Origin of the sequence: Aristaeella lactis (assembly GCF_018118585.1) — a bacterium.
GTDB classification, from domain to species: Bacteria; Bacillota; Clostridia; order Christensenellales; family Aristaeellaceae; genus Aristaeella; species Aristaeella lactis.
In genome coordinates this window covers 2,429,764-2,448,512 of sequence record NZ_CP069421.1, presented here as the reverse complement: position 1 = coordinate 2,448,512, position 18,749 = coordinate 2,429,764, and the positions used below count along the sequence as shown (strand labels likewise).

Annotated in this window: 17 protein-coding genes; 15 read left to right on the top strand and 2 right to left on the bottom strand. The window is 56.2% G+C overall.

Going from position 1 to position 18,749, the window contains the following annotated elements; translation table 11 throughout:
* Positions 1–2: 2 nt before the first annotated feature.
* From JYE50_RS11395 to recA, 4 genes are all read left to right on the top strand, one after another.
* Positions 3–1,391 carry an MATE family efflux transporter gene (locus JYE50_RS11395; RefSeq protein WP_283399258.1) on the top strand — a complete coding sequence of 463 codons (1,389 nt, stop codon included), beginning with the start codon at positions 3–5 and terminating at the stop codon, positions 1,389–1,391.
* Positions 1,392–1,417: 26 nt separating this feature from the next.
* The gene (locus JYE50_RS11390) at positions 1,418–1,918 is read left to right on the top strand and encodes a hypothetical protein (RefSeq protein ID WP_084097319.1); all 501 of its coding nucleotides are present in this window, start codon (positions 1,418–1,420) and stop codon (positions 1,916–1,918) included.
* A 90-nt stretch (positions 1,919–2,008) separates the two neighbouring features.
* The gene (locus JYE50_RS11385) at positions 2,009–3,214 is read left to right on the top strand and encodes a DNA-methyltransferase (protein ID WP_084097318.1); all 1,206 of its coding nucleotides are present in this window, start codon (positions 2,009–2,011) and stop codon (positions 3,212–3,214) included.
* A gap of 220 nt (positions 3,215–3,434) precedes the next feature.
* Entirely contained in the window at positions 3,435–4,571 is a 1,137-nt protein-coding gene (gene recA, locus JYE50_RS11380; protein WP_084097317.1) for a recombinase RecA, read from the top strand.
* 71 nt (positions 4,572–4,642) lie between these two features.
* On the opposite strand, the gene JYE50_RS11375 is transcribed toward recA, so the two are convergent.
* Positions 4,643–5,944, bottom strand: a complete 1,302-nt coding sequence (locus JYE50_RS11375; protein ID WP_084097316.1) for a hypothetical protein — start codon at positions 5,942–5,944, stop codon at positions 4,643–4,645.
* A 234-nt stretch (positions 5,945–6,178) separates the two neighbouring features.
* On the opposite strand from JYE50_RS11375, the gene htpG reads away from it, so the two are divergent.
* The 4 genes from htpG to JYE50_RS11355 all read left to right on the top strand — a co-directional run bounded on the left by htpG (position 6,179) and on the right by JYE50_RS11355 (position 13,372).
* Positions 6,179–8,083: a molecular chaperone HtpG gene (htpG, locus tag JYE50_RS11370; RefSeq protein WP_436197992.1), complete on the top strand. Its 1,905-nt coding sequence runs from the start codon at positions 6,179–6,181 to the stop codon at positions 8,081–8,083.
* A 156-nt stretch (positions 8,084–8,239) separates the two neighbouring features.
* Positions 8,240–9,556 carry an MFS transporter gene (locus JYE50_RS11365; RefSeq protein WP_084097315.1) on the top strand — a complete coding sequence of 439 codons (1,317 nt, stop codon included), beginning with the start codon at positions 8,240–8,242 and terminating at the stop codon, positions 9,554–9,556.
* 140 nt (positions 9,557–9,696) lie between these two features.
* A complete protein-coding gene (locus JYE50_RS11360; RefSeq protein WP_084097314.1) occupies positions 9,697–12,342 on the top strand; it encodes an ABC transporter ATP-binding protein/permease in 2,646 nt (881 codons plus the stop codon).
* Between the two features lie 139 nt (positions 12,343–12,481).
* Complete coding sequence (locus tag JYE50_RS11355) at positions 12,482–13,372, top strand: alpha-hydroxy acid oxidase (RefSeq protein WP_084097313.1); 891 nt, start codon at positions 12,482–12,484, stop codon at positions 13,370–13,372.
* Between the two features lie 49 nt (positions 13,373–13,421).
* Here the strand turns inward: JYE50_RS11355 and recO are convergent, their stop codons facing one another.
* Complete coding sequence (gene recO, locus JYE50_RS11350; RefSeq protein WP_084097312.1) at positions 13,422–14,153, bottom strand: DNA repair protein RecO; 732 nt, start codon at positions 14,151–14,153, stop codon at positions 13,422–13,424.
* Between the two features lie 218 nt (positions 14,154–14,371).
* On the opposite strand from recO, the gene JYE50_RS11345 reads away from it, so the two are divergent.
* The 7 genes from JYE50_RS11345 (at position 14,372) to JYE50_RS11315 (ending at position 18,646) form a co-directional block, all read left to right on the top strand.
* Positions 14,372–14,968 carry an RNA polymerase sigma factor gene (locus JYE50_RS11345; protein ID WP_084097310.1) on the top strand — a complete coding sequence of 199 codons (597 nt, stop codon included), beginning with the start codon at positions 14,372–14,374 and terminating at the stop codon, positions 14,966–14,968.
* The gene (locus JYE50_RS11340) at positions 14,965–15,774 is read left to right on the top strand and encodes a hypothetical protein (protein ID WP_084097308.1); all 810 of its coding nucleotides are present in this window, start codon (positions 14,965–14,967) and stop codon (positions 15,772–15,774) included. Before JYE50_RS11345 ends, JYE50_RS11340 begins: the two co-directional genes overlap by 4 nt.
* A gap of 19 nt (positions 15,775–15,793) precedes the next feature.
* On the top strand, positions 15,794–16,402 hold the full coding sequence (locus JYE50_RS11335; RefSeq protein WP_084097306.1) for a DUF2441 domain-containing protein: 609 nt from the start codon (positions 15,794–15,796) through the stop codon (positions 16,400–16,402).
* A gap of 31 nt (positions 16,403–16,433) precedes the next feature.
* The gene (locus JYE50_RS11330; RefSeq protein WP_084097304.1) at positions 16,434–16,970 is read left to right on the top strand and encodes an NUDIX hydrolase; all 537 of its coding nucleotides are present in this window, start codon (positions 16,434–16,436) and stop codon (positions 16,968–16,970) included.
* A gap of 38 nt (positions 16,971–17,008) precedes the next feature.
* A complete protein-coding gene (locus tag JYE50_RS11325; RefSeq protein WP_084097302.1) occupies positions 17,009–17,848 on the top strand; it encodes an HAD family hydrolase in 840 nt (279 codons plus the stop codon).
* Between the two features lie 140 nt (positions 17,849–17,988).
* A complete protein-coding gene (locus JYE50_RS11320; RefSeq protein ID WP_084097300.1) occupies positions 17,989–18,318 on the top strand; it encodes a hypothetical protein in 330 nt (109 codons plus the stop codon).
* A gap of 10 nt (positions 18,319–18,328) precedes the next feature.
* Positions 18,329–18,646: a hypothetical protein gene (locus tag JYE50_RS11315; RefSeq protein WP_084097298.1), complete on the top strand. Its 318-nt coding sequence runs from the start codon at positions 18,329–18,331 to the stop codon at positions 18,644–18,646.
* Positions 18,647–18,749 lie beyond the last annotated feature (103 nt).

Genomic DNA, 18,749 nt, shown 5'->3' with positions numbered 1-18,749 from the left:
TCATGTTTCGAAAAAAACGGGAGGCACGCGGACGCATTGAAGTCAACATGACGGAAGGCCCGCTGCTTCCACGGATCCTTGCTTTTTCAGTACCGCTGATCCTTACGGGAATTCTTCAGCTTCTGTACAACGCGGCGGACGTGATCGTGGTGGGCAATTATGCCGGCCATGAGGCGCTGGCGGCTGTTTCCTCCACCGGCTCCCTGATTAACCTGCTGGTGAATGTGTTCATGGGCCTGGGTGTCGGGGCGAGCGTGGCGGTTGCCCGGAATTACGGTGCCCGGGACGTGCGGGCGATGCGCAAAGCGGAGCATACGGCCATGACACTGGCGCTGTTCATGGGCGTCGGCGTGGGAGCCTTCGGTTTCATAACGGCCCGGCCGCTTCTGCAGCTGATGGATTCCCCGCCGGACGTGATCGACGGGGCAGCGCTCTATGTGCGGATCTACTTTCTGGGCATGCCCGCCAACATGCTGTACAACTTCGGCGCGGCAATCATGCGTGCCGTCGGGGATACAAAGCGGCCTATGATCTACCTGATGATCTCCGGCCTGGTCAATGTGCTGCTGAACCTGCTGCTGGTGATTGTGTTCCATATGGATGTGGCCGGCGTAGCGATTGCGACTGTAGCCAGCCAGGTGGTCAGCATGGTGCTGGTGCTGCTGTGCCTTCTCCGTACCCGCGGCGAGATCCAGCTGAATATTGGAGAATGCCGGATCGACGGAAAAAGCCTGCGGGAGATCCTGCGTATCGGCCTTCCCGCCGGCCTGCAGGGAAGCCTTTTCTCTGTTTCCAACGTGCTGATCCAGTCCTCGGTCAATTCCTTCGGTTCCCTGGTGGTGGCCGGAAACGGTGTGGCGAGCAATATAGAGGGTTTTGTCTATACCGCCATGAATGCCCAGCACCAGGCGGATATGACTTTTGCCAGCCAGAACTACGGCGCCGGCAAGGCGGACCGGGTCCGGAAGACAATGTGGTGCTGCCTGGGGATCGTTACGGTGATCGGTCTGTCCATGGGCCTGCTGATCCTGCTGTTCGGCGCGCCGCTGATGAGCCTGTATAATTCTGAGGAACAGGTAATCTCCTACGGAATGGTTCGCATGGGGGTCATTATGCCCACCTATTTCCTCTGCGGCCTGATGGATGTTATGGTCGGCCAGCTGCGGGGCATCGGTTATTCCATCATGCCGATGATCGTTTCCCTGACCGGGGCCTGCCTCCTGCGGATCGTCTGGATCCTGACGGTTTTCGCCGGAAATCATACCCTGACCGTGCTTTACCTGTCCTATCCGGTATCATGGTTTGTAACCTTCGGGATTCATTTCCTTTGCTATATGTTTGTTGCCCGGAAACGCCTTGATCAGCTGAAGCCTGTTCCGTCCGCTGACTGACCTGCCTGAGACAGGAGGGAAAAAGAATGGATGCCGCGGTGGATGCCGCCCGGGAAAAACTGAAAAATGTTACCCCGCTGAAGCGGGACTGCGGCCGTGTCTGCGGCGCCGCCTGCTGCCGTCCCCTGGAAGGGGAGGAAACAGGCATGCTGCTCTTTCCCGGCGAGACGGAAGCCTACGCGGGCCGGGAAGACTGGAAGATCCGGCGTACGGCGCGGGGGGATATGGTGGTCTGCCCCGGAAGGTGCGACCGGGAGGAACGGCCGCTTTCCTGCAGGCTTTTTCCGCTGCTGCCGCTGATCGGGGAGGATGGAAAGATCCGGGTGGTGACCGATCTGCGCGCGCGGGCGGTGTGCCCGCTGGCCCGCCAGGGGAAAAGCGCCCTGGATCCGGCTTTTACTGACGCGGTCCGGGAAGCGGGAGAACTGCTGGCACAAAGCGAGGAACAGGCGTTGTTCCTGGATGTGCTGAAACAGGAGCAGGCGGAAATAGCGGAATTGTTGAAACAATTCCGAATTCAGAATTAAGAATTCAGAATTCAGAATGATATATGGTTTACTAATCAATTTGTTGAGGTGAATGGTTCAGGGTTAAGACAGGACTGGAGGTGCGGGGACGTGTTTGAACAGGTAAAAGCGGAACGGGAAGTCTTCGGAAACGGCGGGAACCTGCTGGTCTGCGGCAGTGTGATGAAACTGCCGGACGAGATACGCGCGCTTGCTGGAAAGGCACAGTGCGTATATGTGGATCCGCCCTTCATGACCGGCGAGAAGTTTATGCGCCGCCGGCCTTACGGGGAGAAAGGCTGGAAAACCGGCACGCCGGCACCCCGCTATCCGGCCTATGATGACCTGTATACCAGCGAAAAGCAGTACCTGCGCCTGCTGCGCCGGGTCGTTTCCGTCGCGAAGCTGCTCCTGAACGAGACAGGGGTGTTCTATCTTCACCTGGACTGGCGCATGGCAGCTCCCGCGCGCCTGATGTGCGACCGGGAGTTCGGCAAGACCCGTTTCCTCAACGAGATCATTTGGGCTTATGAAAGCGGCGGCCGGGCGAAAAAGTATTTTTCCCGCAAGCACGATGTGATCCTGCTCTATGCCAAATCAAAAGACTACTTCTTTGACCTGACCCGGGTGCCGCTTCCCCGCGGGGACGGAAGGCGGAACCATATGGCCCGCGGCCGGGACGAGCAGGGAAGGCTTTTCTCCTATATCACCTCCAACGGCAAGGAATACCGGTATTATGATGATGAACCGGTCTATCCGGGAGACGTCTGGAACGATATCAGCCACCTGCAGCAGCGGGATCCGGAGCGTACCGGCTACGCGACCCAGAAACCGCTGAAGCTGCTGGAACGGCTGCTGCTGCCGGTCACTAATCCCGGGGATCTGGTGGTGGACCTGTGCTGCGGCAGCGGTACGGCACTGGAGGCAGCACAGAAACTGGACTGCCGGTTCGCAGGCCTGGACCTGAATCCGGAAGCGGTGGCGGTGGCGCTGAACCGGCTGAAGCCGGAGGATCTGACGGTGATCTGTCCCTGCGGCGGAAAGGCGGAGCTGCTGGCGGAGAATGAAGGAAACCGCTTCCGGATGAACGGACTGGAAGTATCCCATCCGGAATTCCCGGTCCGGACAACGCCCCTGGACAACCTGGAAAGCTGGGAAACCGGTGTGATCGAAGACGGGATCTTTGTGGCGGATCAGTGCTTCCGGCGCAGCTTCCGCTATCCGGAACTGCAGCAGGACCTGAAGACGGAAAAACCGGTATCCGCGGTCATGACCACAGACGCGGCGGGAATCCGCCGGGCTTATGAAATAAAATAACAGTGATCATCGTTTCCGCTCTTTTATCGCCTGACGGCTCAACAATCGCGGACTCCTGCGGCTAAGGATTTGTTACTCAGATTGAAATTTGGACAAATCCGTTTGTTCCCCTTGTCTTTTAATCAGCCCGGTGATACGATTGATCTGCAGACAAAGCAGAGAGTATTAATTCTGAATTCTGAATTCTTAATTCTGAATTGATTATGAGAGGATGAAGATCATGGCACCGAAGAAGACCGCTAAACCCGAAAAGGCTCCCGCCGCTGCCGGCAACAGCATTCAGGAAGAGAAGCTCAAAGCGCTGGAACATGCGCTGGCTGATCTGGATAAGCAGTTCGGCAAGGGCGCCGTGATGAAGATGGGTTCCGATGCCGTGAACCGCGACATTCCCGTTATTCCCACCGGCTGCCTGACGCTGGACTACGCCCTGGGCGTCGGCGGTATTCCCCGCGGCCGTATTGTTGAGATCTACGGTCCGGAATCTTCCGGTAAAACCACCGTTGCCCTGCACGTGGTGGCGGAGGCGCAGAAGGCCGGCGGCATTGCCGCGTTTGTGGATGCGGAGCATGCCCTGGATCCGCTGTACGCGAAGAAGCTGGGCGTCAATATTGATGAGCTCTACGTTTCCCAGCCGGATACCGGTGAGCAGGCCCTGGAGATCACTGAGGCGCTTGTGCGCAGCGGCGCGCTGGACGTGGTCGTGATCGACTCCGTGGCCGCGCTGGTGCCGAAGGCTGAGATCGACGGCGAAATGGGAGACTCCTTTGTGGGCCTGCAGGCCCGGCTGATGAGCCAGGCTCTCCGTAAGCTGACCGGCGTGATCAACAAGACCGGCTGCGTGGCGGTGTTCATCAACCAGCTGCGTGAAAAAGTTGGTGTTATGTACGGCAACCCGGAAACAACCCCCGGCGGCCGTGCGCTGAAGTTCTATTCCTCTGTCCGCCTGGATGTGCGTAAGGGAGAAGCCCTGAAGAACGGATCCGAGATCATCGGTAACCACACCAAGGTCAAGGTGGTCAAGAATAAAGTGGCTCCGCCCTTCCGCGTGGCCGAGTTCGATATCATCTACGGCGAAGGCATCAGCAAGGAAGGAACCCTGCTGGATATGGCTGTGGAATACGGCATCATCACCAAGAGCGGCGCCTTCTTCTCCTACGGGGATCAGCGCCTGGCCCAGGGCCGGGACAACGCCCGTATTTACCTGCGGGAGCATCCTGAACTGACCGCTGAGATCGATCAGAAGGTCCGCGCGATCCTCTTCGCGCCGAAGGACATCACGCCCGACGAGGCAAAGGCTGTCGAGGCCCAGAAGCAGGAGGAAGAAGACGATCTCGCCCTGCTGGAAGAAGATATCTGATTACAGAGAAAAAACAATAAACAATAAAAACGGCAGGAACCCGTTTCGGGTTCCTGCCGTTCCTGTTTCTGTCAGATCTCACCCAGTCCTGCCGTCAGCACGTTTCCGTCTTCATCCAGGATGGCATATGCCGCTATGGAACTCCAGTCCTGTTGTTTTTCATCATATTCATGGAACCATACCCACCATACGGGTTTTCCGTATTTTTCCCCTTCCCGGTCCGGCCTCCTGGAATCGCTGTACAGTGTGGAGGAGGCTTTCAGCCGGTCTTCCCGGTCTTTTATCGTTTTCGTATCAGCCAGGCTGAGTACGGCGCGGAGCGCGGCTGCCTCAATCTCTTTCTGGGGTATTTTCTCCGGATCCGGGAAGAGCAGGTAATCCGGATCGGGAATATCCGGTATTCTTTCGGAATTAACGAACAGGGAATAGAATGCCTGATATTCCTGGGGCCAGAAGTCGATTATTCCGAAGGCCCTGTCCCATTCTTCCGCCAGTTTGTTGCTGTCATCCGGGTCGATCCTGTTGGCGGTCATGAATGCTTCCGCTTGTTCCCAGATATCTCGCGGAACATAATCCATTCCCCAGAACCATGGTTTTCCGTCAGGCTGCGGCGTCGGTGACGGTGCGGCCCCCGAAAACTTTCTTTCGAACTCATACCGGGTTTCCGGCATGGAATACATAGCGTATACGGGTGTTTCGTCCACATAATACTCTTCCGTGAAGACGGTTTCGCCGGTTTCAGCGTCAATACCGATCAGAAGGTCACAGGTGATCAGAAGCCGCATGATCCATACCGGATGGGGACTGGCATCCACCAGTACGCAGGTGTTCACCTCGGTTTCCGGTTTTCCGGTCGCTTTGACTGCCAGTTGCTGTGCTTCCTCATGCCCGATCTTCACTGAAGTTTCTTCCGGGAAATGGGTTGCCTGCAGCACTTTTCCGTCGATGGTACCGGCTTCCAGACCTTCCTTATCCCGGTCCAGCTGCACCCAGAGATCCTGGCTCCAGTACCCGAAAAAACCATGGATCTTCCAGTACCGGTCGAACAGGTTATCACAGCTGGGACCTTCCAAATCCACGTTCATCTTCAGGACCTTGCCGTCCGTGGATACATCGACGGAGATGCCTCCGTGCTGTATGGATTTTGTGGTGAACTCAATGGATCGGTCTGAAAGACCTGCGATGTCAAACAGGCAGTATTCTGTCTCATCCATCGGATCGATTCCGGGATACTGTTCCCGTACAACGTCTACGGCAATCTGCAGATAATCGGGCTCTTCCGGCGTGTCGCTTTCCGCGGCCCCGCAGGCAGACACGGCGCATAAAGCCAGGAGGATTAATATGATCAGTTCGGCATACAGTTTCCTTTTCACGTTCGTTTCTCCTTTATGATTACCCGGAAATGGGCTCTGAATATAGAACGAAATCCTGACAGAAAATCCTTCCGAGGAATAAAAATTCACCGGATTAGCACTCTCGATGCGAGAGTGCTAATTTTTTCTTGCAATTCATATACCGGGGTGCTACAATACTTGTGTCAAAAGGATTTGAAGCCCGGCAAGGACTGCCGGGCAGCATTTATCTCTACTATGAGGAGGCTGGTTACAATGGCAATGAAAAAAGAAAAAGGTTCCGTATCCATTGATGCGCAGAACATAATGCCGGTCATCAAGCGCTGGCTGTATTCAGATAAGGATATTTTCCTGCGGGAAGCGGTTTCCAACGCCTGCGACGCTATCACAAAGTTCCGGATGCTTCATCCGGACAGTGAGGAGGCCATGAGCGTTACCGTTACCGTGGACAAGGAAAAGAAGCAGATCACCATCTCCGATACCGGTATCGGCATGACCGCGGATGAGGTACGCAAGTACATCAACCAGGTGGCTTTCTCCGGCGCCGCGGAATTCATGAAGCAGTTTGAAAATGAAAAACCGGAGGAGAAAGGCGATATCATCGGCCACTTCGGCCTGGGCTTCTATTCCGTCTTCATGGTCAGCGACAAGGTGGAGATCCAGACTCTCAGCAGCGAGGGAGAGGCGGATCCGGTCCACTGGGTGTCTGAAGACGGTATGAGCTTCGAGCTCTCCGGAGGCAAGCGCAAAGCACACGGTACGGATATCATCCTGCATATTACGGAAGAGGAAAAGGAATTCCTGGACGTGTGGAAAGTGCGGGAAGTCCTGAACCGCTACTGCGGCTATATGACTTATCCGGTAATGCTGGAGGACGCCAACGCGAAGCCCGTGGAAAAGGACGTGCCTGTCGGGGATGAAAAGAATGAGGACGGTACGCAGAAAACCGAAAAGGTGCTTGAAGTTCCGAAGCCCCAGCAGATCAACGATACCGCGCCCCTGTGGCTGAAGAAGCCCTCGGAGTGCAAGGATGAGGAATATAAGGAATTCTATCACAAGGTCTTCATGGACTTTGACGATCCCCTGTTCTGGATCCACCTGAATGTGGACTATCCCTTCAACCTCAAGGGCATCCTGTATTTCCCGAAACTTAAGAATGACTTCGGTACCCACGAAGGCCAGATCAAGCTGTTCGCCGGCCAGGTGTTTGTAGCGGACAACATCAAGGAGGTCATTCCGGAATTCCTGATGCTGCTCAAGGGCGTCATTGACTGTCCCGACCTGCCCCTGAATGTCAGCCGTTCCTTCCTGCAGAATGACGGCTACGTGAAGAAGATCAGCACCCACATCACCAAGAAGGTGGCGGACAAGCTGAACAGCCTTATGAATACGGAACGGGAAACCTACGAAGGCTACTGGGATGACATCGCTCCTTTCGTCAAGTACGGCTGCATCAAGGACAGCAAGTTCTTTGACATGGTGAAGGATTCCGTGTTGCTGAAGAAGACCGACGGCAAATACAGCACCATCGCGGAATACAAGGCCGCCAACTTCGACAAAACCGATAAGAAGGTCTATTACACCAACGATGAAAAGCGCCAGGCGGCCTCTGTAAAGCTGTACACGGACCGTGGCATTGAAGTCGCGGTGATGAACACCATCATCGACGGCAATTTCATGTCCTTCATGGAATACCAGGGCAAGGAGGAGGACCGGGTGACCTTCGCCCGGGTGGACGCGGATATCGACGGCCTGAAGGAAGAATCCGAAGAAGGCAAGGATCTGGACGCCGGGAAACTGCAGACCCTCTTCCGGGGCGCCCTGGGCAAGGAAAACCTGGAAGTGAAGCTGGAATCCCTGGGCGACGCGGACATGACCGCTATGGTTACCGAGGATGAACAGATGCGCCGCTATAAGGAAATGAGCCGTCTCTACGGCCAGAATTTCCCGATCCCGGACAGCTTCACCCTTGTGCTGAACCGCCGCAACACCACTGTCCAGGCGCTGGCACAGCGGGATCCGGAGGATGAGACCACAAAGATGCTCTGCTGCCAGGTGTATGACCTGGCCCGTATGGCGGCCCAGCCGCTGGAAGCGGAGGAAATCACCGCATTCCTGGACCGGAGCCGGAAGCTGCTGGCAATGATGGTGAATAAATGATAATATGATATAAAATTCAGTTCAGAAGGGGAGGAACACGATGGTTCTCAGCATTGTCTCCGCTCCATGCAGAGTCTGAGGAGCTGTATGGAGTAAACATCATTTCCTCAGGCTTTGCTCTTTCATAATCAAAAATATGAAACGGAGCAAAGACAAATGGAAAAAACCAAGAGCTTAAAACAATTCTATATTCTCTGGAGCACCCAGAGTCTGTCCCATCTGGGCAGCGCGATGACAAGCTTCGCGCTGACGCTGTGGCTGTATGACAAGACGGGTTCAGCCCTGAGTACGGCTGCCCTGAGGATCTGTACCTACGCGCCCTATGTGGTCATGAGCATCTTCGCCGGGGCCCTGTCAGACAAATACGACAAGAAAAAGACGATGCTGGTGTGCGACGTGCTGGCGGCGCTGACCACGGTGCTGGTGTTTGTGCTGTATAAAACAGACGCACTGTCCATGTGGCACCTGTATGCCGTCAACGCGGTTTCGGGACTGATGAACACGGTGCAGCAGCCCGCTTCGGAAGTTGCCAACACGCTGGTGGTGCCCAAAGAGCATTATCAGAAAACCAGCGCTTTGCAGTCGCTGTCCGGATCACTGGTTGCCATCGGCAGCCCGCTGCTTGCCGCGGCCATGTATGGCCTGGCAGGGCTGGATGCGGTGATCGCTGTTGATCTGGCAACCTTTGCCGCGGCATTCCTGGCGCTGCTGCTGTTTATCCGGCTGCCTGCGGTCGGCAGGAAAACCGGAAAGGAAGAAAAGGTACTGAAACTGGCCCGGGAAGGCCTGCGCTTTCTGAAGGAACACCGGCTGGTGCTGGATGTGATCCTGTTTATGTCCGGAGTGAACCTGGTCGCCTCGGCTTTTGATGCGGTGCTTCCGGCACTGGTCATTCCCCGATACGGCGACAGTGTCCTGGGAATCGTGACCTCATGCTCCGGTATTGCCATGGTGCTGGGCAGTCTGCTGGCGACAGTGATGCCAAAGCCCCGGAACCGGGTACGGGTAATCTATCTGACCATGCTCTTTTCCCTGGGAACAGAAAACTTCCTGCTGGCGTTCTCGCGCAGTCCCGTTCTGTGGTGTGCAGGCCAGATCATCGGGTGGATCCTGGTTCCGGTCATGAGCGCCAACCAGAATGTGATCATGCGCAGCAGCATTCCTGTTGAACTGCAGGGCAGGGTTTATGCATGCAGGAATACGATGCAGTTTTTCACAATCCCCATCGGCCTGGCCCTGGGCGGGTTCATGGTGGATAACGTGTGTGAGCCGTTTATGAGCGTGAACAGCTCCAACAGCTTCCTGGCCATGCTGTTCGGAAGCGGAAAAGGTTCCGGCGCGGCACTGATGATGTTTGTGCTGGGCGTGGCCGGAACGGTCCTGTGCCTCGGTATGGGCAGAAGGCTGAAAAGATACCGGTATACGGATGACATGCTTCCGGAAGGGCAGCAGGGTGAATCTGCCTGCCGGTAACGTTATAACCGGGCGGTATATGCCTGTTTCAGGCATATACCGCTTTTTGAGTTGAACAGACCGGGCGGGGATGATATCATGGCAATACGGTGGCTTTGCACTGTGAAATGAAAAGATGAATTCTGATCAGGGGGACCTGCATGCTTGTTTTAAAGAATATCGTGAAGGATTATTCGGCGGGAGACGCCAGGGTGGAGGCGCTCCGGGGTGTGGACCTGGAGTTCGGTGACAGTGAGTTTGCCGCAATCCTGGGGCCGTCCGGCTGCGGAAAGACCACGCTGCTGAACATTATAGGCGGCCTGGACCGGTATACCTCCGGCGACCTGGTGATCCGTGGAAAATCCACAAAACAGTTTACGGAAAGGGACTGGGATACCTACAGGAATCATTCTGTGGGCTTTGTGTTCCAGAGTTATAACCTGATTCCGCACCAGACGGTGCTTTCCAATGTGGAACTGGCCCTGACCCTTTCCGGCGTCAGCCGGGAGGAGCGCCGCCGCAGGGCGGCGGAAGCGCTGGAGAAAGTCGGCCTGGGGAATCAGATGAAGAAAAAGCCGAACCAGCTCAGCGGCGGCCAGATGCAGCGCGTTGCGATTGCCCGTGCCCTGGTCAATGATCCGGAGGTGCTGCTGGCAGATGAACCCACCGGCGCGCTGGACAGTGAAACCAGCATCCAGGTGATGGAGATCCTGCGCCAGGTGGCAAAGGACCGGCTGGTGATTATGGTTACCCACAATCCGGAACTTGCAGATCAGTATGCTACCCGGATTATCCGCCTGCTGGACGGAAAAGTTGTCAGTGACAATGCCGCCGGAACGGAGGGGACCGGAGCGGAGGAGACTGCTGCGGAAAACGAAGCGGGACGGAAAACATCCATGGGGTTCCTTACCGCGCTGAACCTGAGCCTGAACAACCTGATGACCAAGAAAGGCAGGACCATCCTGACAGCCTTTGCCGGATCCATCGGCATCATCGGTATTGCGTTGATCCTGAGCCTGTCCAACGGTGTGAACCGGTATATCGAACGGGTACAGCGGGACACCCTGTCCTCTTATCCGCTGCAGATTGACGAGCGCACCGTGGACATGACGGAAACCATGGCCGGGCTGATGGATATCGACCTGGAGGGAAAAGAACGGGCGGACGGCAAGGTGTATTCCGGCGGCCGCGTGACCCAGCTGATGAGTTCCTGGATGAGCGGTGTGACGGAAAACGACCTGACCGCTTTCAAAGCCTGGGTGGAGGATCCTGCCAACGATATTGACCGGTATGTTTCCGCCGTCCGCTATGAATACAATACACCGCTGCTGCTCTACCGCACGGATCTGGACAAGCCCCTGCAGGTCAACCCGTCTACGGTGATGGAATCCTCCGGTATGGCGGACATGATGAGCATGATGGGATCGGGAACCGGTATCCAGGAAACGATGATGAATACGACAGCCCGCCGGATGAATGTGTTCGTGCCGCTGCTGGACAATGATGAGCTGCTGAAGTCCCAGTATGCCGTGCTGGCCGGCCGGCTGCCGGAGGCTATGGACGAGGTCGTCATCATGCTGAACAGCCGGAATGAACTGAGCGATTACACCCTGTATTCCATCGGCCTTCGGGACCAGGGTGAACTGAAGAACCAGTTTGAACAGCTGATGCGCGGCGTACCGATTGAAACGGAAGAACTGGAGTTTACCTATGACGAGCTTCTGGATATGCGTTTCCGGATGCTTGTGAACACAGATGTCTTTACAAAAACAGGAGCGCTCTGGACGGATAACTCCGGAGACGCGGATTATATAGCCCGTAAGCTGGAAGACGGCATGGAACTGAAAATCGTCGGTGTTGTGAAGCCGGCGAAGAGCGGACTGTTCTCCGAATCCGGCGGGATCGGCTACCGGACGGAACTGATGGACTATCTGCTGACTAAAGTGCGGGAAAGCGAAATCGCCCAGGAACAGCTGGCGAACCCGGAAACGGATGTTTTTACCGGACAGCCCTTCTCCGCGGTGGCACAGGATGCCCTTACCCTGCTGGACACCATGGAAGTGGAAGACTTTATGGAAATGCTGGAAAGCAAGGGCCTGATTCCGGCGGGTATGATTCCGAAGGAATACCGGATGTTCCTGACAAAGGACCTGCTCAGGCAGTTTGTCGGCCAGGGCGTCATGATGATCAGCGGCAACACGCTGGAAGCCAATCTGGAGAAGATGGGCATCAGCGATCCGGATAAGCCGGCTTCCGTCTATATTTATCCGAAGGATTTTGAGTCCAAGAACCGGATCGCCGAAAAGATTGAAGGGTATAACGCGCAGGCGGGCGAGGAACATGCTGTGCGCTATACGGATTATGTAGGCCTGATGATGGATTCTGTCACGACCATTGTCAATGCGATCTCCTACGTACTGGTGGCGTTTGTGGCAATATCGCTGGTGGTTTCCTCCATCATGATCGGAATTATCACTTATATCAGCGTGCTGGAGAGGACCAAGGAGATCGGTATTCTGCGGGCAATCGGCGCGAGCCGCCGGGACGTATCCCGTGTCTTTAACGCGGAGACGCTGATAGTGGGCTTTGCGGCGGGCGTGATCGGTATCCTGGTCACGCTGGGCCTGACGGTGATAGCTAATATTATCCTCAGCAATCTGACCGGTATTCCGGATATTGCCGCGCTGCCGCCGGTGGCAGGCGTGATCCTGGTGGGCATTTCCATGCTGCTGACGCTGATTGCGGGCATCATTCCCTCCCGGATAGCCAGCCGGAAGGACCCGGTAGTTGCGCTTCGTACCGAGTAACATTCTAATTCAGAATTAAGAATTCAGAATTCAGAATTATATATGAAATGACTACGATCAGGTATTGTCCGGACCGGAAGAATAAAGACTCTGATCATATGAATTGTGAATTATGAATGAATGACAAGGGGGATGGGTTATGTTCAGTGAAGCTAAGGGCGATTCTGTACAGATTGCGAGGGAATACATGGATTCCCTGCTGGTGGAAACCCGGGTGGTCGGCGCGGAGCGTCCGGACACTACTTTCCGTTTCCTCGGGGAAACCTTTTCCACACCTGTCATGACCGCGGCGCTCAGCCACCTGGACCTGGTGTCCATGGCGGCAGGCGCGAAGCAGGCAGGCGCCTGCGTCAGCATCGGTATGGGCGGCAACGGGGAAATGGGAGAGATCCTGGCTACCGGCGCAAAGGTGATGAAGATCATCAAACCCTATGCGGACGAAAAGGAGATCCTGAGCCGGCTGGAGTACGCGGAAGAAAACGGCGCCCTGGCGGTCGGTATGGATGTGGAGCACGCTGTCAATACAGATGACGCGGAGGATTCCGTGGTCATGGGCCTGCAGATGAAGCAGCCGACCCTGGCGGAGCTGGAGAAATATATCCGGCATACGAAGCTGCCCTTCTTTATCAAAGGCGCGCTGAGCGTGCAGGACGCGCTCCGCTGCAGGGATCTGGGCGCTGCCGGGCTTGTTCTCAGCCATCATAATGGGCTGACCAGGTTTGCCGTGCCGCCGGTGATGGTGCTTCCGGAGATTCGTAAGGCCATCGGAAAGGACCTGCTCCTGATCGCGGACGGCGGCATTGAGTCCGGCGTGGACGCCTTCAAGGCACTGGCCCGCGGCGCGGACGCCGTAACCATGGGCAAAGCCCTCATGGGACCGCTGAAGGAAAATGGAGCGGACGGCGTGGCAGAAACCCTGCGAAAGGCTACGGCACAGCTCCAGGCTATGATGATCCGCACCGGAACAAAGAACCTGAAGCATATGGATCCGTCCGTGATCTGGGAACCAATCGGATACCGGCACGGATAAAAAACGGCATAACAAAACACATCTCCGCCCTGACGGACGGAGATGATTTTTATTTTTCAGGCAGCATGGTAGCGCTTTTGATACGCCGTCCCAGGCGGCGTTCTGTATAATCCCGAAGCAGGCTGAAGGGGGCTGTTTCCTCCGGTGTGTTTACCCAGCCGGCGGAGCCGGTTGTCAGGGCATTCCGCATCCACCGGATCTGTCCCGGTGCCAACGGCGCCTGGTCCCGGCGGCTCCGGCATTCGCTGCAGCAGATACCGCCCTCCTCAGCGTCGAAGAAGAGCGGCGCGTTGTCTTCCGGCTTTTTTCCGCAGAACACACAGTGGTTCAGCCGGGGCTTGAAGCCCTGGCAGGCGGCAAAGTGCAGCAGGAATCCGGCCAGCAGCGGTTTCCATTCCTGGTCGGAGAAGGTGAGCCGGGAAAGAGTATGGAGCAGCAGCATAAACAACTCCTGCTGTTCCTGTTCCGGCTCGGCGGCGGCTTCAGCCAGGTTCAGCAGGTATATTCCGCAGGTTAGCCGGTCATAATCATTCCGGAGGGGATAAAAGGTTTCGATCAGCTTGACGGAGGTTACGGTAATGTGTCCCCCGTTTTCGTGCAGCATATAATCCCCCAGCGCGAACAGCTCGCCGGAGTTCAGGTTGTGGGATTTGGGCTTCCGGCAGTTCCGGATGATGGCGTCGATCCGCCCCCGGGAAGGGGAAAGGAGGGTAACCATCCGGTCATTATCCCGGTAGTTTACATGCCGGAGCACAATGGCGGTGTTTTCTGTCTGGACCATATCATCCTCAGCATTCGGGCCCGTTTTGCAGGTTGGCGTATTCTTAAAGCTATGCTATCATATGGAACAGTTGAATGCAAGATGACGGCCTCGCAGGATGAGGAAGGTAAAGTGAAGAGTTTAGAGTTTAGAGTGAAGAGTTGCTGAACGAAAAAGTTTTCGTTCAGCAGTGAAGGGTTTCTTTCCTGAAAGAAAAGAAGAAAGGAGACAGGGAAAGGATGGACGAGCTGCTGCTTCACCGGGCACAGCACGGTGATCCGGACGCGTTCGAACAGCTGATCGGTCCGCTGGAACAGCTGATCTGGCGGATCTGCTGGCACTATACGGGGAACCGGGAGAACGCGGAGGACTGCGGCCAGGAAACCATGGTCCGGATCTGGCGGAGCCTGGAGAACTACCGGGGAGAATGTGCCCTGGAAAGCTGGGTATACCGGATCGCGGCAAACTGCTGCATGGACTTCCTGCGAAAAAAGAAGCGGGACCAGAGCGTATCCATGGAACCCCTGAAGGAACAGGGCTTTGATCCGGCGGATCCATCCCCGGGAACGGAGGAACAGGTGGTCGCCGCGGAGGAAAAGAAGCGCCTGCGGGAAGCGATCACACTCCTGCCGGAGGATCAGCGGGAGGCGCTGATCATGACCCAGCTGGAAAAGGTTCCCTATGAGGAAGCGGCGAAGCTTCTCGGCGTTTCGGAAGGAACCGTCAAAAGCCGGGTGAACCGGGCCAAGGCCCGGCTCAAAGAAATCCTGTCGGAGGCAAGGGAACTTTCTCCGCCGGGAAACGTCCAAAGAGATGAAAGGAGGTTGCGGTCATGAAACAGACAGAAACGGAAAAGACGCTGCAGGCGGATCCGGAACTGGATGCTGTGCTGGAGCAGATGGCTGATGAAGTTCCGCCCATGCCCGCGGACTTCCATGACAAATGGATGAGTGCCATCCGGGCGGAGGCAAAACAGCAAACTGCCGCCGCGGAAGACCGGAAAGAAAAAAAGATTGTTTCCATTAATCGGTGGACCCGGATCCTCAGTGTTGCCGCGGCGTTTGTGTTCCTGATCGGCGGAACGGTCCTGTACCGACGGTCGAAGTATTACGACGCGTTTGAAGAAGAAATGGATTTTGACATGACGCCGGCTGTGATGACAGAGGCTCCGGAAACCGCGTCTGAGGAAGCGGTGTATGCTGAAACGGCGGCCGGGGCTGTGAAAACCGAAGGCGCTGTGAATGCCGCGTCTGCCGCGAGGGAAACATCAACGGCGGCTAAATCCGCTTCAAACGCGGAGGAGCCTGTGACATATGACATGGAGCCGATGACGGCGATGGACGCTGTCATGGAGGACGCGGCGGAAGAGGCCGCTGTCGAATATGAAACAGCGGCGGAATATGAAGCTGCTGAAATGCCGGCTGCTGAACCGGCTGCAACGGCTTCTCCCACGGCTGCCGTGACACCGGAAGCAACGGCGGAACCGGAAGAAGAGGCGGATGACCGCCTGGCCGGGGTCAAGGGATTCCTGGCGGATATGGGCGAGTTCCTGCTTGCCGCGCTGCCGTACCTGCTGGTACTGGCGGTTCCTGCCGCTGCGGCCCTGGTGATCCGGAGCCGGAAAAAAGGGAAAAAAGAATAACCAGACCGGAGAAAACAAAATGATTCTGTATCACATGAGCGATACCCTGGCGGAAGGAAAGGAACTGACGCCGGATTATAAGGAAAACAGATCCCTGGTTGAGCCTTTTGTGAAAGCGCTGGATATCAGCGTTGAGATGTTCCAGACCCTGATGCTGAACGCGGGTTATTTCGGAAGTGTCCTGGAAAAGTATCATTTGTCCGGCATGCCGACCCATGAGATCAAATGGGGAACGGAGGGCATTTTCGAGTATATCCGCAGGAAGGAGTTCCCGGATCAGATCGGCAGGATCAAATGCAATTATTTCTATCCGGACCTGAAACTGTGCGGCGAACTGTATTATGAAGACTGGGGACAGGCTTCCGAAGAGGAACGCGCGAAGATCAGGCTCTATGAAGCGGAAGTAGAAGGAAGAACGGCCGCCTATGATATGAGGCTGTTTGATGAAGCCTTTGATATCATGTGTGAAGGTACGACCGCCGCGGATATTGAACGCTGTATGGAGCTGGCAAGGAAGTATTTCCGCGGCGAAAAAGGGGAATCCCCTGTCATGGAGATCCTGGGGGACGGCCCCGCTGTTGCAAAACGAGAACTGGATAAAGGGATCCTGGTGAAACAGCCGGATTGACAAGTCTCAGTAAAAAGGAGAAAAAAGACCCATGGAACTTTTTGACCTGTATACCGCCGACCGGGTAAAACTGGACCGGACCATGGTGCGCGGGGACGCGGTGCCGGACGGCTGCTACCGGATCGTGGTTCACGTCTGCATTTTTGACCCGGAAGGCCGGATGCTGATCCAGCAGCGCCAGCCCTTCAAGGAAGGCTGGTCCAACATGTGGGATATCACTGTTGGCGGAAGCGCCGTTGCGGGGGATACCAGCCGGACGGCAGCGGAACGGGAAACCCGGGAAGAGATCGGCCTGGACATTGACCTGACGGATGTACGCCCGTCCCTGACCCTCTACTGGGAGCACGGATTTGATGACTATTACCTGCTGACCCGGGAGCTGGATCCCGCCTCCCTGCACCTGCAGTATGAGGAGGTGCAGACGGTACGCTGGGCAACCCGGGAGGAAATCCATCGGATGATCGATGACGGGGAGTTCATTCCGTATGAAAAGGGCCTGATCGACCTGCTCTTTTTCCAGCGGAACCATCGCGGCGCGCATACCCGGCGCGACACAACCCGGGCCTGAAACCGGATTCTTATAAAACAGAATATACAGGAGAGAACATGGATAAAAGCACACTGTATGTGACCGACCTGGACGGAACCCTGCTGCGGGGTGACGCGACCCTTTCTCCTTACACGATTGCTGCCATCAACCGGCTGACAGCGCGGGGCCTGGCCTTTACCTACGCCACGGCCCGGTCCGTGGAAAGCGCCCGGCCTATCACGGAAGGCCTGCACCTGCCGCTTCCCGTGATCACGCGGAACGGCGCGGTACTGGCGGACAATGCCACGGGAAAACACCTGGAAAAGGCGCTCTTTACGGAAGAGGAAGTGGCGCTCCTGAAGAAGATGCTTCCGGAACTGCCCCGGTGCGGGTTCGTTTCCTGCTTTGTCGGGGAGAATATGTACAAGGCCTATGTTCCCGGGGATCTTGTGGACGGTATGGTGAAGTACGCGGACTTCTACCGGAATGATCCCAAGATGAAACCGGTGGATACGCTGGAGGATATGTTTTTCGGCCAGCCCGGATACGTCACGCTGATCGATGAGAAGGAAAAAGCGGCGCTGATCTATGAAAAGGCCAGGCAGTATCCCGGCTGGGAATGCAATTTCCAGAAGGATACCTACTGGGAGGAATACTGGGTGGAGATCTGCCCCCGGAACTGCACCAAGGCGAAAGCCGTGCTGAAGATGAAGGAACAATACGGGTTCGGGAAAGTGGTCGTTTTCGGGGATTCCGTCAATGACATGCCCATGTTCCGGGTCGCGGATGAGGCTTATGCCGTGGGAAACGCCCTGGAGGAGCTGAAGAATATAGCCACCGGGGTGATCGGCCGCAATGAGGACGACGCCGTAGCCCGTTTCCTGGAGACCCGGCCCCTGCCGGCGGCGGAAGCCTGATCCGGGGGTAACCGGGCAAAATACGGTTTTCTATTTTGCGGGATTTGCCCTGTATTTCAGGCGGTTTCCGGTATATGATCAGAACTGTAAAGAGAAAAGTACTGTCCGGAGATACAGACCGAACAGAGGGAGGAAGAGAAATGTACTGCGAAAAATGCAAGCGTATTGTTGAAACCAACATTTGCCCTGCCTGCGGCAGCAAAAAGATCCGGGAGCCCGAAACCGGAGATCTCTGCTTCCTGACGGAACAGGATTATGTATCCTCCGGCATTCTGGAAGATATCCTGAAGCAGGAGGGCGTCCCTTTCCTGAAAAAAGAGGTTCTGGGCGCGGGTCTGTCCTTCCGGGTCGGCCCTATGCTGGACCGGAGCCGGTTCTATGTGCCCTTTGAGCATATGCAGAAAGCCCTGCCCCTGCTGGAGGACCTGTTCGCAGTCCCGGCGGAAGAGGCGGAACAGCTGACGGAGTGAAGGTGATCCCGTGACCGGCGGCTTTATCATCTGGACCATTGTGAGCCTCGTCCTGGCGGGGATCGGTGTCTGGGCTCTGAGATCAGAGAAGGCGGTGGGCTTTTTTGCCGGCGTGAATCCGCCGGAAGTCAGTGACGTCCGCCGGTATAACCGCGCAGTGGCCAAACTGTGGTTTGTATACGCGGCCCTGTTTGAACTGCTTGGCCTTCCTTTCCTTTTGGCAAGGCATCATTCCGCGGCTTTCCTGTGCTGCTTCGGCGCGGTTCCGCTTTCGCTTGGACTCATGCTGGCCTATCACTGCATCCTGGAGAAATACAGGAAGAAATGAATACATGCCCCCGGAAGGCGAAACCTTCCGGGGACTTTCCGTTGTTGGAAAAAGCCGGATCCTGTGGTATATTGTGTTCATCAGAAACAACGAGGTGTGTTGT